Source organism: Pseudomonas sp. zfem001 (genome assembly GCF_032621725.1).
Lineage (GTDB): Bacteria > Pseudomonadota > Gammaproteobacteria > Pseudomonadales > Pseudomonadaceae > Aquipseudomonas > Aquipseudomonas sediminis.
The window spans coordinates 181,157-195,850 of the sequence record NZ_JAVYJI010000006.1 but is presented as its reverse complement, the minus strand read 5'-3'; the positions used below and the strand labels follow the sequence as shown (position 1 = coordinate 195,850).

At 57.5% G+C, this 14,694-nt stretch carries 11 protein-coding genes; 7 read left to right on the top strand and 4 right to left on the bottom strand.

The genetic code is table 11. The features are described 5' to 3' along the window. Window positions 1–269: 269 nt before the first annotated feature. The 4 genes from RTH74_RS19455 to RTH74_RS19440 all read left to right on the top strand — a co-directional run bounded on the left by RTH74_RS19455 (window position 270) and on the right by RTH74_RS19440 (window position 8,954). Entirely contained in the window at window positions 270–3,176 is a 2,907-nt protein-coding gene (locus RTH74_RS19455) for a ribonucleoside-diphosphate reductase subunit alpha (RefSeq protein ID WP_316915733.1), read from the top strand. 470 nt (window positions 3,177–3,646) lie between these two features. Beyond that, window positions 3,647–4,897, top strand: coding sequence for a ribonucleotide-diphosphate reductase subunit beta (locus tag RTH74_RS19450; protein ID WP_037000242.1), 1,251 nt, complete (start codon window positions 3,647–3,649; stop codon window positions 4,895–4,897). A 122-nt stretch (window positions 4,898–5,019) separates the two neighbouring features. Then, the gene (locus tag RTH74_RS19445; protein ID WP_316915732.1) at window positions 5,020–7,569 is read left to right on the top strand and encodes an ATP-binding protein; all 2,550 of its coding nucleotides are present in this window, start codon (window positions 5,020–5,022) and stop codon (window positions 7,567–7,569) included. A gap of 818 nt (window positions 7,570–8,387) precedes the next feature. Continuing rightward, complete coding sequence (locus RTH74_RS19440; RefSeq protein WP_316915731.1) at window positions 8,388–8,954, top strand: isochorismatase family protein; 567 nt, start codon at window positions 8,388–8,390, stop codon at window positions 8,952–8,954. 43 nt (window positions 8,955–8,997) lie between these two features. Here RTH74_RS19440 and RTH74_RS19435 read toward each other — a convergent pair whose 3' ends face one another. Together RTH74_RS19435 and RTH74_RS19430 are read right to left on the bottom strand one after the other, a co-directional pair. Continuing rightward, window positions 8,998–9,189 (bottom strand): DUF1289 domain-containing protein, encoded by a 192-nt coding sequence (locus tag RTH74_RS19435; protein WP_316915730.1) that lies wholly within the window; start codon window positions 9,187–9,189, stop codon window positions 8,998–9,000. Then, window positions 9,173–9,508: a hypothetical protein gene (locus RTH74_RS19430; protein WP_316915729.1), complete on the bottom strand. Its 336-nt coding sequence runs from the start codon at window positions 9,506–9,508 to the stop codon at window positions 9,173–9,175. Before RTH74_RS19430 ends, RTH74_RS19435 begins: the two co-directional genes overlap by 17 nt. 241 nt (window positions 9,509–9,749) lie before the next feature. Between RTH74_RS19430 and RTH74_RS19425 the strand changes: the two genes are divergently transcribed. Continuing rightward, window positions 9,750–10,922 (top strand): GGDEF domain-containing protein, encoded by a 1,173-nt coding sequence (locus RTH74_RS19425; protein WP_316915728.1) that lies wholly within the window; start codon window positions 9,750–9,752, stop codon window positions 10,920–10,922. A 198-nt stretch (window positions 10,923–11,120) separates the two neighbouring features. Continuing rightward, complete coding sequence (locus RTH74_RS19420; protein ID WP_125880463.1) at window positions 11,121–11,816, top strand: GNAT family N-acetyltransferase; 696 nt, start codon at window positions 11,121–11,123, stop codon at window positions 11,814–11,816. A 251-nt stretch (window positions 11,817–12,067) separates the two neighbouring features. Here the strand turns inward: RTH74_RS19420 and RTH74_RS19415 are convergent, their stop codons facing one another. After that, the gene (locus tag RTH74_RS19415) at window positions 12,068–12,367 is read right to left on the bottom strand and encodes a putative quinol monooxygenase (protein ID WP_316915876.1); all 300 of its coding nucleotides are present in this window, start codon (window positions 12,365–12,367) and stop codon (window positions 12,068–12,070) included. 293 nt (window positions 12,368–12,660) lie between these two features. On the opposite strand from RTH74_RS19415, the gene RTH74_RS19410 reads away from it, so the two are divergent. Beyond that, the gene (locus RTH74_RS19410) at window positions 12,661–14,052 is read left to right on the top strand and encodes an FAD-binding oxidoreductase (protein WP_316915727.1); all 1,392 of its coding nucleotides are present in this window, start codon (window positions 12,661–12,663) and stop codon (window positions 14,050–14,052) included. A gap of 390 nt (window positions 14,053–14,442) precedes the next feature. Here RTH74_RS19410 and RTH74_RS19405 read toward each other — a convergent pair whose 3' ends face one another. Then, window positions 14,443–14,667, bottom strand: coding sequence for an addiction module protein (locus RTH74_RS19405; RefSeq protein ID WP_316915726.1), 225 nt, complete (start codon window positions 14,665–14,667; stop codon window positions 14,443–14,445). Window positions 14,668–14,694: the final 27 nt, after the last annotated feature.

Genomic DNA, 14,694 nt, shown 5'->3' with positions numbered 1-14,694 from the left:
CAACGCCAGACGTTGCGTGTGAGCTGGTCAGACTGCGGTCTTATCCGCCAGTCGACCACTATATGTAGTAGGCGGGGTGTGGTAATGCCCCGCTGTGACTTATGCGCCAGGACGGCACTTGAAGTCGTGCCTAACCTGCCCGCTCTTGCGACACCCCGTACCCGGCCCCGCTGCCGCGTGCGGTTCAGTTGTTAATGGAATGAACGGCGGACAGGGCACAGTTTCTAATCGTGACGTCCAACCAAAAATTACAGAACACGGAGATCTCCATGCATACCGACACTACTCGCGAGAACCCGCAGGCCGTGGCGCCGCAGGCCGCTGAATCCTCTCAGGATCTGGCTGCCACCGCGCCCGGCCAACTGCGTGTGATCAAGCGCAACGGCACCGTCGTCCCTTACACCGATGACAAGATCACCGTCGCCATCACCAAGGCCTTCCTTGCAGTAGAAGGCGGCACCGCTGCCGCTTCGTCGCGTATCCATGACACCGTCGCGCGCCTGACCGAGCAGGTCACCGCTACCTTCAAGCGCCGCATGCCGTCCGGCGGCACCATCCACATCGAAGAAATCCAGGACCAGGTCGAACTGGCCCTGATGCGCGCCGGCGAGCAGAAAGTCGCCCGCGACTACGTGATCTACCGCGAAGCCCAGGCCAACAAGCGCAAGGCCAGTGCCGGCAGCGAAATTGCCCAGCCGCACCCGAGCATCCGCATCACCACCGCTGGCGGTGAACTGCAGCCGCTGGATATGGGCCGCCTGCAGACCATCATCCGCGAAGCCTGCGAAGGCCTGGCCGAAGTCGATGGCTCGCTGATCGAGCGCGAAACCCTGAAGAACCTGTACGACGGCGTGGCCGAGAAAGACGTCAACACCGCTCTGGTGATGACCGCTCGTACCCTGGTCGAGCGTGAGCCGAACTACAGCTACGTCACCGCTCGCCTGCTGATGGACAACATCCGCGCCGAAGCCCTGAGCTTCCTCAACATCACCGCCAGCGCCACTCACCACGAGATGGCCGACCTGTACGCCAAGGCCCTGCCGGCCTACGTGGAAAAAGGCGCCGAGTACGAGCTGCTCGACCCGAAACTCAAAGAGTACGACCTGGAGAAGCTGGGCAAGGCGCTGAACCACGAGCGTGACCAGCAGTTCACCTACCTCGGCCTGCAGACCCTGTACGACCGTTACTTCATCCACAAGGACGGCATCCGTTTCGAACTGCCGCAGGTGTTCTTCATGCGCGTGGCCATGGGCCTGGCCATCGAAGAGCCGAAGAACCGCGAAGACCGCGCCATCGAGTTCTACAACCTGCTGTCCTCGTTCGACTACATGGCGTCCACCCCGACCCTGTTCAACGCCGGCACCCTGCGTCCGCAGCTGTCCTCCTGCTACCTGACCACCGTGCCGGACGACCTGTCGGGCATCTACGGCGCCATCCACGACAACGCCATGCTGTCGAAATTCGCTGGCGGTCTGGGCAACGACTGGACCCCGGTGCGCGCGCTGGGCTCCTACATCAAGGGCACCAACGGCAAATCCCAGGGCGTCGTGCCCTTCCTCAAAGTGGTCAACGACACCGCCGTGGCCGTCAACCAGGGCGGCAAGCGCAAGGGCGCGGTCTGCGCCTACCTGGAAACCTGGCACATGGACATCGAGGAATTCCTCGAGCTGCGCAAGAACACCGGTGACGACCGTCGTCGTACCCACGACATGAACACCGCCAACTGGATTCCGGACCTGTTCATGAAGCGCGTCTTCGAAGACGGCAAGTGGACCCTGTTCAGCCCGTCCGAAGTACCGGACCTGCACGACCTGACCGGCAAGGCCTTCGAAGAGCGCTACGAGTACTACGAAGCCCTGATCGAGTACGGCAAGATCAAGCTGTACAAGACCATCCAGGCCAAAGACCTGTGGCGCAAGATGCTCTCGATGCTGTTCGAGACCGGCCACCCATGGCTGACCTTCAAGGACCCGTGCAACCTGCGCAGCCCGCAGCAGCACGTGGGCGTGGTTCACAGCTCCAACCTGTGCACCGAGATCACCCTGAACACCAACAAGGACGAGATCGCGGTCTGCAACCTGGGCTCGGTCAACATGGTCAACCACATCGTCGACGGCAAGCTGGACATCGAGAAGCTCGGCCGCACCGTGAAGACCGCTGTGCGCATGCTCGATAACGTCATCGACATCAACTACTACAGCGTCGACCAGGCACGTAACTCCAACTTCAAGCACCGTCCGGTCGGCCTCGGCCTGATGGGCTTCCAGGACGCCCTGTACCTGCAGCACATCGCCTACGGCTCCGACGCTGCCGTCGAGTTCGCCGACAAGTCGATGGAAGCCATCAGCTACTACGCCATCCAGGCCTCCTGTGACCTGGCCGAAGAGCGTGGCAGCTACAGCACCTTCGAAGGTTCGCTGTGGAGCAAAGGCATCCTGCCGCTGGATTCGCAGCAGATCCTGATCGAAGCCCGTGGCCAGAAGTACATCGACGTCGACCTGTCCGAGTCGCTGGACTGGGCGCCGATCCGCGAGCGCGTCAAAAAAGGTATTCGTAACTCGAACATCATGGCCATCGCGCCGACCGCGACCATCTCCAACATCATTGGCGTGTCGCAGTCCATCGAGCCGACCTACCAGAACCTGTACGTGAAATCGAACCTCTCCGGCGAATTCACCGTGATCAACCCCTACCTGGTTCGCGACCTGAAAAACCGCGGCCTGTGGGACAGCGTCATGGTCAACGACCTGAAGTACTACGACGGCTCCGTGCAGCAGATCGAGCGCATCCCGCAGGACCTGAAAGACCTGTACGCCACCGCGTTCGAAGTGGAAACCAAGTGGATCGTCGACGCTGCCAGCCGTCGCCAGAAGTGGATCGACCAGGCTCAGTCGCTGAACCTGTACATCGCCGGCGCCTCGGGCAAGAAGCTGGACGTGACCTACCGCATGGCCTGGTACCGTGGTCTGAAAACCACCTACTACCTCCGTGCCCTGGCCGCCACCAGCACCGAGAAGTCCACCATCAACACCGGCAAGCTCAACGCAGTGTCCGCTGGTGGTGACGAAGGCTTCTCGGCCAAGGCCCAGGCTCCTGCCCAGCAGGCAGCTCCGGCTCCGGCGCCAGTACCAAAGGCCTGTGCCATCGACGAACCCGACTGCGAAGCTTGCCAGTAATCGTAAGACTGACGCGTGGATCTGAGCGGCATTCGCGGCGTTACCTGCTAGAGCGGCCCCCATCACGTACATGCGTACGCTCAGGGGCTCCACTCCAGCAGGTGCCTTGCGACTACTCGCTCAGCTGCACGCTCGAAGGGTTGGATAAAAAGCTAGAGCAACACACTGATCAGTCCCCTCTCCCGCTTGCGGGAGAGGGTTAGGGAGAGGGAGAAGGAAGGCTTTTTGTAGGAGCGGCTTCAGCCGCGAAAATCGCGGATAAATCCGCTCCTACCCGAGCATTGCCCCTCTCACAAATTCCCGCCCCTCCTCTTCCGGGTCGAGGGGCAACGGTCAGCCAGCAATCCACCGCCTGCTGACCAGCGGTACCCGTTTACCCTTGCGCGCATCACGCAACGGAACATAATTCAAATTATCTGTATATCCATACAGGCCGGTTTATTCGCCGGCCCTCACGCAGGAGCCAAGCCATGCTGAGCTGGGATGAATTCGACAAGGAAGACGGCGCAGAAGCAGCCGCCGCAAGCAATGCCAACGCACAGAGCGCCGGCACCAATTTCGACAAGCTCGACAGCGAAGCTGCCGGCTCGGTCGAGCAGGCCCGCGCCGTCGACGCCAACGACTCCGACGCCGTCGCCCGCGCCAAGAAAGCCCTGAACGACCTCGACATCCAGGAAGGCCTGGACGACCTCGAAGGCGCCTCCGCGCGCGTACAGGTCGGCGACAAGCAGATGATCAACGCCCGCGCCGACCTCAACCAGCTCGTACCCTTCAAGTACGACTGGGCATGGCAGAAGTATCTGGATGGTTGCGCCAACCACTGGATGCCGCAGGAAGTGAACATGAACGCCGACATCGCCCTGTGGAAATCCACAGACGGTCTCAGCGAAGACGAGCGCCGCATCGTCATGCGCAACCTCGGCTTCTTCTCCACCGCCGACAGCCTGGTTGCCAACAACCTGGTACTGGCCGTGTACCGCCTGATCACCAACCCCGAGTGCCGCCAGTACATCCTGCGCCAGGCCTTCGAGGAAGCGATCCACACCCACGCTTACCAGTACTGCATCGAATCGCTGGGCATGGATGAAGGCGAGATCTTCAACATGTACCACGAGATCCCGAGCGTCGCGAAGAAGGCCTCCTGGGGCCTGAAGTACACCCGCTCGATCTCCGATCCCAAGTTCGAAACCGGTACCCCGGAAACCGACCGCCAGTTCCTGCGCAACCTGATCGCCTACTACTGCGTACTGGAAGGCATCTTCTTCTACTGCGGCTTCACCCAGATCCTCTCAATGGGCCGCCGCAACAAGATGACCGGCACCGCCGAGCAGTTCCAGTACATCCTGCGTGACGAGTCCATGCACCTGAACTTCGGCATCGACGTGATCAACCAGATCAAGATCGAGAACCCGCACCTGTGGGATGCCCAGATGAAGGACGAAGCGACCCAGATGATCCTGCAGGGCACCCAGCTGGAGATCGAATACGCGCGTGACACCATGCCGCGCGGCGTACTGGGCATGAACGCCGCGATGATGGAGGACTACCTCAAGTTCATCGCCAACCGCCGCCTGACCCAGATCGGCCTGAAGGAAGAGTACCCGGGCACCACCAACCCCTTCCCGTGGATGAGCGAGATCATGGACCTGAAGAAGGAGAAGAACTTCTTCGAGACCCGAGTGATCGAGTATCAGACTGGTGGGGCGTTGAGCTGGGATTGATGGCTCGCTGACATCAGAGTAGATTGACCCTACACCTGCCAGGGATGTTGGGGTTGAAGCTTAATAAAAAGCCCCGCCTAGTGCGGGGCTTTTTTATGCCATTGATAAAGTAGAGAAAAAGAATGATAAAGAGCCGTCTATTATCAGCACTAGACCCAAACGGGGATGATCACGATCCTCAAAGACAGCGACTTCAAACAGCGCTAAATATTTTTCGAGAACGCGTCGGAAATCTCATAGGATTCATTCCACGAGACATGCCTGGCTATACAGTGCATGACCTCACACACTTAGATGCACTCTGGGAAATGGCTGACTTATTTACTGGAAGTAATTATTCCCTAAACCCAGCCGAAACATTTGTTTTAGGTGGAGCAATATTACTTCACGACGCCGGAATGACAGTAGCAGCATACCCTAACGGCAAAGAAGATATTGAAAAAACGCTTGAGTACTCAAACGCATATACAACCATAAAAAATCAACTAAGCAGCAACCCCAAAAGCGCGATAAGTGACTCTGACATAAGATCAGCTGCTCTAATTGAAGCACTCCGCAACCTTCACGCACAAAAAGCAGAAGAACTTGCAACAACAAAGTGGAGATCCCCTCAAGACGCTTCAGAAATATTCTTATTAGATGATTCAGACTTACGCACTCATTACGCAACCACAATAGGCAGAATTGCCCACAGCCATCACTGGAGTCATAGCAAACTGCAAACTGAGTTTGCATCACCGATAGGTGCCGCACCGGACTTCCCAGCAAGCTGGACTGTTGACCCTTTAAAAATCTCTCTAATCTTAAGATGTGCAGATGCGACACATATAGACTCTAGACGAGCCCCTAGACTTCTCTTTGCACTAACAAAACCCACAGGAATTTCCGCAAAACACTGGTCTTTCCAATCATTAATTGCCAAACCACTTATTGAACATGGAAAATTAATTTACACCAGCACATCCGACTTTGATTTAGACAATGCAGAAGCTTGGCAAATAGCTTTCGACACACTAAGAATGGTAGACAATGAGTTAAGATCCGCAGAGGAGATAAACATCCAAAAAGGATATCCGAGCTTTATTGCCAGCGGAGTTCTTGGAAGCAATTCGCCCGAGCACTTAGCAAAATATATAAAAGCTTCTGGCTGGAAGCCAGTCACACTAAACTTGAGAGTATCTAATGTTCCACACCTCGCGAGAACTCTAGGGGGAAAAGATCTTTACAGCTTCCACTTCGCCCCACTGCGCGAGTTAATACAGAATGCAGCAGACTCTATAGAGGCAAGAGCGACAATAGATCACGACTTCAACCTTAATGATGGAAAAATACAGATTTCCATATTAGAAGAAGACTCCGATGAAACAGTAATTGAAATCTCCGACAATGGCGTAGGGATGTCAGAACGTGTATTGACCGGCCCACTTTTAGACTTCGGACTTTCTTTCTGGAAATCTCACGAAGCACAAAGAGAGTTTCCAAGTTTACAAAATTCCGAGCTCCATCCAAGAGGAAGATATGGAATTGGCTTCTTTTCTATTTTCATGTGGGCCAGCGATGTCGCTGTAATTTCCCGGAGATATTTTGACTCTGTGACTGACACTAAGGTTCTTCACTTTAGCTCAGGACTAGATGCAAGGCCTATCTTGAAAAACTCAAACCAGCTAGAGCGCTCAACTCTATGGTCTACAAGAATCAGGCTGCGAATCCCCAGCAGCATCCTAAACAACGCCAAAGCATCTTATATATCAAGACAAAGACGTTACGAAATTGCCGAAGCCTCAACAAGCTCTTGGAAAGAGGCTATAAAGCTAATATGCGCCACACTCCCAATCCCCGTCACCATTAAGCTGTCATCCACTTGCGAAACGGTAAATCTTCCTAACTGGAAAGAATCATCACCAGCTGAATTTTTCAACTTCTTTAAGTCCATCCTAGGCATTAAAGAAAACTCCATTCACGAGAGATTTTCAAATTCATTAACAGACATTATCATCTCGAACCAGACCATCGGTAGAGCTTTTTTGTCCCTACCCAGCGGATATAATGGCTCATCAGTTCTAGTATACGACAAAGGAATATACGCTGGACGAGGAGAATATCCTAACACCTACGGCATCATGGAAGGACAAGTAACAAATGCCGCCAGAGAACGATTTGAACACCTAAGATCATCTCAACTTTTAGACTGGGCCATTAAATCCTCCGAAAAATCTTTTTCGATTTGCTCTCACGAAGGGGAAACATTAGGAATCCAAAAAGCCCTTAGTAATTATGGCGTCATCTCAGAATCGCGCCCCTTATTTATCTTAAACAGAAAACTAGTATCCCTGTCAGGCCTAATTGAAATAGCTAGAAACTTAGAAGAGATAATAATCTTTCTAAAACAAGACGACACCGATACATTTGTGATAAAACCCGCCGAATCACTATCTATCATTTATGGCACCATAGTTGACCCAAGAGTACTTCATTGCCTGATGGATTTAAAAGGTAAAATGGGCCGTAATCAATCTATAGATACACTGCTCAGCGAAGACTCACTACTTTCAAAAACAATTTTAAAAATATCCGATGCATTTGGCATTAATCCCGAAATCACTTCGACCGTAGTACATCAGGAGGGATACCGGAGTGATTATATTAAAATCACTATAAGAAGAGTGACATGACGAGAAGGCAAAGGAACGGGTAAAGGGGACAGATTTATTTTCTATGTCGCGCTCTTCTACTGGTTTCGCCCTTACGGCAAGTCACATGACTCGCTTCGCTCGCCCTTCGGGCCAGCCTGCGGCTGTTACTCCGCTGCGCTCCGTTTCTCTTTACTCGCGCAGAAAGAAACCAAAGAGAAAGCGCGCCCGGCATCCGGGTTTCGCTACGCGCGTCCCCCTCGCTCCGGCGCTGCTCCGAGGGTCGTCACGGTGGGCCATCCCTGGCCCATCGTTCCTCGTTTGGCATCCATGCCAAACGCCCCTCTCCACAGCACCTCCACTCGGCCTCCTGACGGGATTCGGAAACCGAGTCGCCTGAACTGTCCGTGTAGGCAAATCCAAAAAGCAGAGCCAAAGCATTGCGGCCTTGCCGCAATGCTTTGGCTCCTAGGTTCTGGAGCACCAATCTCGCAGACGACGCCAAACGCCCCCCAGGAGGCCGAGTGGAATCGTTGTGTAAGGGGTTGAGCGGCATGGATGCCGCGAGAGCCGCGATGGGCCAGGGATGGCCCTTCGCGGCGTGCCCCTGGAACAGCGATGGAGCGAGGGAACCCGACGAAGTCGGGCCGGATGCCAGGGGCAAGCCCTCTTGGTTACTTCTGGGGCGTTTGCCAGAAGTGACCCGCCGTAAGGGCGGAACCGGTATTCAAGTAACCACATCAGCGGCGGCATCACACCAATTACCGCACCGAAGCCCGAGAGCTCTAGGACGCTGCCATGGTTGTTGATAGAAAAACACTGCAGCACACTGCACCCACATCGTAAGGAGACGACGCCAAATGCCGGACATGCCCAGTCCAATCCCCTTGATCATCCTCGACGTTCAGGACGCCATCGACCAACCCGTCTGGGATGGCAAAAGTCACCCCGGTTACCTGGCCGTCATCCAACGTCTCCTGCAATTCTGGCGCTCGAATGGCTGGCCCGTCCTCCACGTGAAACACGATGAAAAGACGCCCACCTCCAGCTATTACCTTCACGGCCCCTGGAATGGCATCAAAAAGGAAGTCGCGCCAATAGAGGGCGAAGCCATCATCATCAAGAATGAAAACTGCGCGTTCATAGGTACCCAACTGGATGCCGCACTGAAGGGAATGAATGCAAATCGCATCGTGCTGACCGGCGTTGTGATTCACAACAGCATGGATGCCACCATCCGCGCAGGCAAAGCGCTCGGGTACAGCATCATCCTCCCGTCAGATGCCACGACTGCCGTACCTGTAACAGGGCCAGGTGGAACCCGCTGGGAAGCCTCGACCGTATACGAGCTGACCCTGGCCATACTGGGCGCCGAATATGCTGAGGTCATGTCATCAGAAGATGTGATTGCACGGTTTAGTAAGTAGCCCGGACAACCGCTGATGGTGGATGAAAAAAGCGTTATCCACCCTACTGGGTTTTGCTTTTCTTCTTGGTAATCGCCTTCATCCGCGCTGCGGCCTTCTGCACGCAGGCCATCTTCTCGGGCCGTTTCATGCCCCGCCACTTGCGGATTTCCTCACGCGTGCGCCCGCAACTGACGCACAGCTCACTGTTGAGCTGGCACAGCGACACGCAGGGGTTCTCAATATCCTTGGCCACGCTTGCCCCTTGCCGGTCGTTCTACCGAGAACGCGACGTGGTCGGCGACGCTGGAAACGCTGATGCCCACCTCATCGAAAGCAGCCAATGTCAGTGCCAGCATTCTCGCCTTGTCGGCACAGGCAAGTGCACGCGCCTTGTTCGCTTCGCTGTCGAACATCCAGGTCACCACAAGGCTCTGCGGAAACTGCTCGTAGTTCACATCATGGGTCAGCCACTGGAAGCCGACGATTTCGCTTTTCGCCGTTTCACAGGCAAGAGTCAGGGTGCGAATCAGCTCGCGCTCGATGCCTGAGTATTTTCGTTTCAGCGATGGCACAAGGTTCTTCCGGTCTGGGGCGGTGCGCCGCCATGTTACCCGAGACGCGCTAGGCGAGGATGCTGTACTGGCGTTCCCACGCAGAGCGTAGGAGCGATCAAAAGCGCCCAATCATCAATGCAGATACCCGACCGCCAGCCCTTTGAAAATCCTCCCTGCACTTTACAATCTGCCGCCAAACAAACCGTCGGCGTAATGCCCACCGCTCCCTCATCATCGATTCATACAGGCCCTTCAGAACATGGCGTTCGACGCCCCGACCATGCTGACTCTCACCGTCGCCCTCGCCGTGGCCGCAGCGCTGTACCTGGCGGTGGAGTGGCGCAACGTGCGGGAGTCGCCCTTGCTGTTCTGGAGTGCGGGCTTCGCCACCATCGCCATCGGCTCGACCCTTGCCCTGCTGCGTGGCAGCGGTCTGATCCTGATCGGCATCTGGTTCGCCAATGGCCTGCTGGTAACGGCGCACTGGTTGTTCCTGCTGGGCGTGGCGCGTTTCACCGAGGCGCGCTTCTCGCGGGCCTGGTACCTGATTTTCGTCGCCTGGCTGGCGATGCTGCTCCTGCCAGAGGGGCCGCTGTGGTCCAGGGTCATGCTGTTCACCAACTCGATGCTGGTCGCCCTGGTCACCCTCAAGGCCAGCGCTCTGCTGCGCCCTCATGGCAAGTCATTGAGCGTGGGCGCCGTTCAGTTGCGCTATGTGTTACTGATGCACGGCCTGTTCTATGCGGCCAAGGCAATTACCGCGGTGATTCCCGGCACATTGATAGACCTCAGCGCCTTTCGCGGTTTGATCATTCAGATTTCGTTGGTGGAAGGCGCCATGGCGCTGATGCTGATCGCCCTGTCGATGACCGGCACCGTGCGCTGGCGCCGCGAGAAACGCATCGAGCGCCTGGCTGCTCGCGATCCGCTGACCGCGCTGTACAACCGTCGCGCACTGGAGGCGAGAGCCGGCAACCTGCTGAAGGAAACCTCGCCCACGCGCCCTGGCGCGCTGCTGCTGATCGACATCGATAACTTCAAGCAGGTCAACGATCTCCACGGCCACCTTGCGGGGGACCGCCTGCTGATCGCCCTCGGCGAGATGCTGCGCGCGCTGCTGCCGGAGCGGGCGTTGACGGCCCGCCTGGGCGGCGACGAGTTCGTCATCCTGATAGGCGATGCATCGAATGATCGCATCGTGGCTTTGGGCGATGCGCTGCGCCAGCGCTTCAACCACATGGCAGCGCAAGCCTTTACCACGCCTCAGGCTGTCACCTTGAGCATCGGCGCCACGCTGTTCGACCAACCACCGGTCAGCCTGGCGGCGCTGATCGAGCAAGGCGACACCGCGCTTTATCAGTCCAAGCGCGGCGGCCGCAACAGCACGCGAGTGGATGACCGCACAGGTGGCGAGTCGAGACCGGCCGAATAGAGGTAAAAGCGCACAGTGACGCCGATCCGCCGGTAATCCTGATCGACGTCGAACGCTAGAGTTTGCGACACAGAGCGCCACGCCATGCAGTCCCTCGCAGAGCGTGGGAACGACCCTGTAAGCCTCAGGCGGATCATGAGCGCAGCCCGCGGGTTACAATCCACGGCCCACGCATTTTCCAGCGGACCCCATATACCGATGTTCACCCTTTCCCACCTCAGCAGCCCGCCGCCCGAGTCACTGAAGAGCCAAGTGCAGCAGATGGTGGTGGACTACTTCGCCGATGTCAGCGCGGTACCGCTGCTGCCGAGCAATCCGCTGTATCAGCTGTACCAGTACGTGATCGGCTATGAGCTGCATCTGCACCTGCAGACTATGAACGGCGACGCCGAAGGCCCCGTGCAGTTACTACTGGCGCTGGACGATGAAGACCCGGCCCGTGTGCTGGGGTTTGCCCTGTATCTGCCGAGCCCGGACGATGCTGCCGCCTGCACCCTCGCCTATCTGGCGGTGCATAGCGAGCATCGCGCTCAGGGCATCGGCCGGGCGCTGCTGCAACGCGTGCTGGAGCGACGCCCGCACCTGGAGCTGGCCTGCGTGGCAGACAAGGTGCCGCTGTTCGAGGCTCTGGGCTTGCAGGTGCTGGCCGCTCAGGGAGCGCTGGTGGTGATGAACAGCCGCGACTACCGCTCCAGCGGCATGGTCGCGGTCGCCGACCTAGCGCCGGTGTTTGCCTCCACGGAGGTCAGGCAGATTCACGCTTACCTGCTCAAGCAGCACGGCCAGCGCGCCATGCAACAGGCGGAAAAGCAGCGTGACGCGCATCTCGACACGCTCGCCCTTCAGGCTCAGCAGTTGGTCGACGAGCGCCTGCCATCGCGCGCGTTGCATTGAGGCGATGCCCCACGCTAGCCGTGGGGTTTCACGAAACGCCGATTGCAATCACCTGTATCGGTCAGCCGACACCACGCATGCACACGCGCAGTTGGCGGACGTTGAACGCCCGCCAACGCTGATAAAGCATTAATACAGGGACTCTCGCCCGGTGGGCGCAGACCACCAGGCGGCCCATCTAGAGGCATGGAAACGACCATCAGCGAACCAACGGGCATCCCCATGCATCAAGCAATGGCCATGGGTCCCACTCAGTTGGAAACCTGCTCGAGGAATATCAGCTGCAATGGCTCGCTGAGCAGTTCATCAGCGGTGGCGGCAAACGCCTGAAAATAGGGCGTCGCAAAATGCGCATCCAGGGCCGCCTGATCCTTGAAGGCTTCACGCATGTAAAAGGTGCCCGGCTCATCACGCATTTCGAACAGCACGTAATCAAGGTTTCCCGGCTCGGCCCGTGTGGGTTCTATCAGGCTCAGCAAACCTGCTTTCAGTTCCTGTTGCTTACCGGGTTTGGCCTTGAGTACGGCAAGGGATACCAATGGTTTGCTCATGGTGTTAACTCGTTCGATGGGTTGGCTTATGCACCCGGCAAGGGCAGTGAACAGCAGCACGCACAGCCAAAGACGCGGGTGTTTGATCATGGGTTTCATCGTCATCACTCTTTGTGGAGTGGTGGTCATCCTTGTCCATTCAATCGAAAAGAAACACCGACAGAACGCGCTAATACTTTCTTCGACCTATTGAAAATGAAACCCCTGAATGGCCGTTGGCGATTGCCACCTGAACACGCCACGACGCACTATCGGCCAAGCCATTCGTTCTCCGCTGCGAACAAGGAAGCTCCATGCGCCTCGCCCTCGTCCTACTGCTGTTTCTGTGCCATTGCGCGCACGCCACCGAGACCGTCAACGACGTCACCGGCATGAACCCCATCGAAGTGGCGCAGGTACTGGCGCCCACCGAACTGGAGCAGATCGTCGAAGCAGTGCGTGAGCATGCCGGCCCCATCGCCATTGGCGGCGGGCGCTACAGCATGGGCGGACAGACCGCCACCGAGCAGGCCCTGCAACTGGACATGCGCCGGTTCAACCAGGTGCTGGAATTTTCCGCAGAGCGCCGGGAGATTCGGGTGCAAGCCGGCATCACCTGGCGCGAGATACTGGAGTACATCGACCCGCACGGCCTGTCGCCGCAGATCATGCAGTCCTACGCCAACTTCACCGTCGGCGGCGCACTGAGCGTCAACGCCCATGGCCGATACGTCGGCCAGGGACCGTTGGTGCTCGGTGTTCGCTCGCTACGCCTGGTGCTGGCCGACGGTCAGGTGGTGGATGCCAGCCCGACGCACAACAGCGAGCTGTTCCATGGCGCCATAGGCGGTTACGGCGGGCTCGGCGTCATCGTCGAGGCCACCCTGCCGCTGGTGGAGAACAGCAAGCTGGTGCGGCAGACGCAGCTCATGCCGCTTGGCGACTATGCGCAGTTCTTCGCCAGCCAGGTCGTCGATAACCTGGACGTGGTGATGCACAACGGCATTCTCTACACCGACGACTACGACAGCGTTCGCGCCGTGTCCTACCTGCGTACGGACGCACCGCTGACCGTCACCGAACGCCTGATACCGCTGGACCGCGACTACAAGGCCATGCGCGCCGCACTGGCAGTGGCCAGCAGCAATAGCGGCGCCAAGGTGCGTGAAAGCGTCGTAGACCCACTGCTGCTGAAACGACCGCAAGTACAGTGGCGCAACCATGAAGCCAGCCTGGATGTGCGCGAGCTGCAGCCCATTTCCGGCCCCGACTACAGCTACGTGCTGCAGGAGTATTTCGTGCCCGAAGCCCAGTTGGAGCCCTTTGTCGCGGGCATGAGAGACGTGCTCAAAGCGCACAAGGTCAAGGTCGCCAATATCTCCATCCGCCATGCCAAGGCCGACCCGGGTACGCTGCTGGCCTGGGCCCGCGAAGACACCTTCGCGCTGGTGATCTACTACCGCCAGGGCGTCTCACCCAGCGAACGCGCCGCCGTAGGCGACTGGACACGACAGCTGATCGACCTCGCCATCGCCCACCAGGGCAGCTACTACCTGCCCTATCAAATCCACGCCAGCCGGGAACAGTTCCTTGCCGCCTATCCGCGCGCCGAGGAGTTCTTCGCGCTGAAAAAGCGCGTCGACCCCACCAACAAATTCCGCAATAAGCTGTGGGATGCCTATTACCTGCAGCCCGGTGGCCACTGATTGAAATCGCGGTCCAACGCTCAGGAGTTCTGCTGTCTGGCATTAACCAGGTCACAGGGCGACTCCCATGCAGCCGCATGGGAGACAGCTGGAAAGCCCAGAATCAAAACCTGCCAAGCCAGTACTGCGGACGGCGGCGGTGATGGGCAACGGCCAGAATCTGAAAGCCGTCAGGCCTTGGCCGGTGAATGATCGATAGCGGAAAACGCCGAAGGGGACGCTGCGAGTATCTGGTTCAAGTTCAATCGTCAGGCCATGGGTGACTCGCCAATCAATTTGGCCAAGGTCTGAAACTCGTTGATCAATGCCCCACCCAATCCAGGAACCTTCGATTCGTAATAACCGACTGACTCCAGAAACTCGGCTTCCGCTGCCGGGTGGAAAAATATCTCATCGAATCAGGGCTCTGGCCTTCTTCATTACCTCATCACCCGGCACCGCCTTAATCGAGCCGCTATCGAGTTCTTGTGCACGCCGCTGTGCTTCAAGCAACCAGTCTGAGCGCAGTTCGTCTTCCGAAGGGGCATCCAGGCTCAAGACCAGACGCTGGATCAGCTGCGCCCGCTCCTTCTTGGAAAGATGCAGGGCTTCAGCCTCGATCTTCTGCAGATCCATGGTTTCACCTCTCGCTCGTTTACCGAC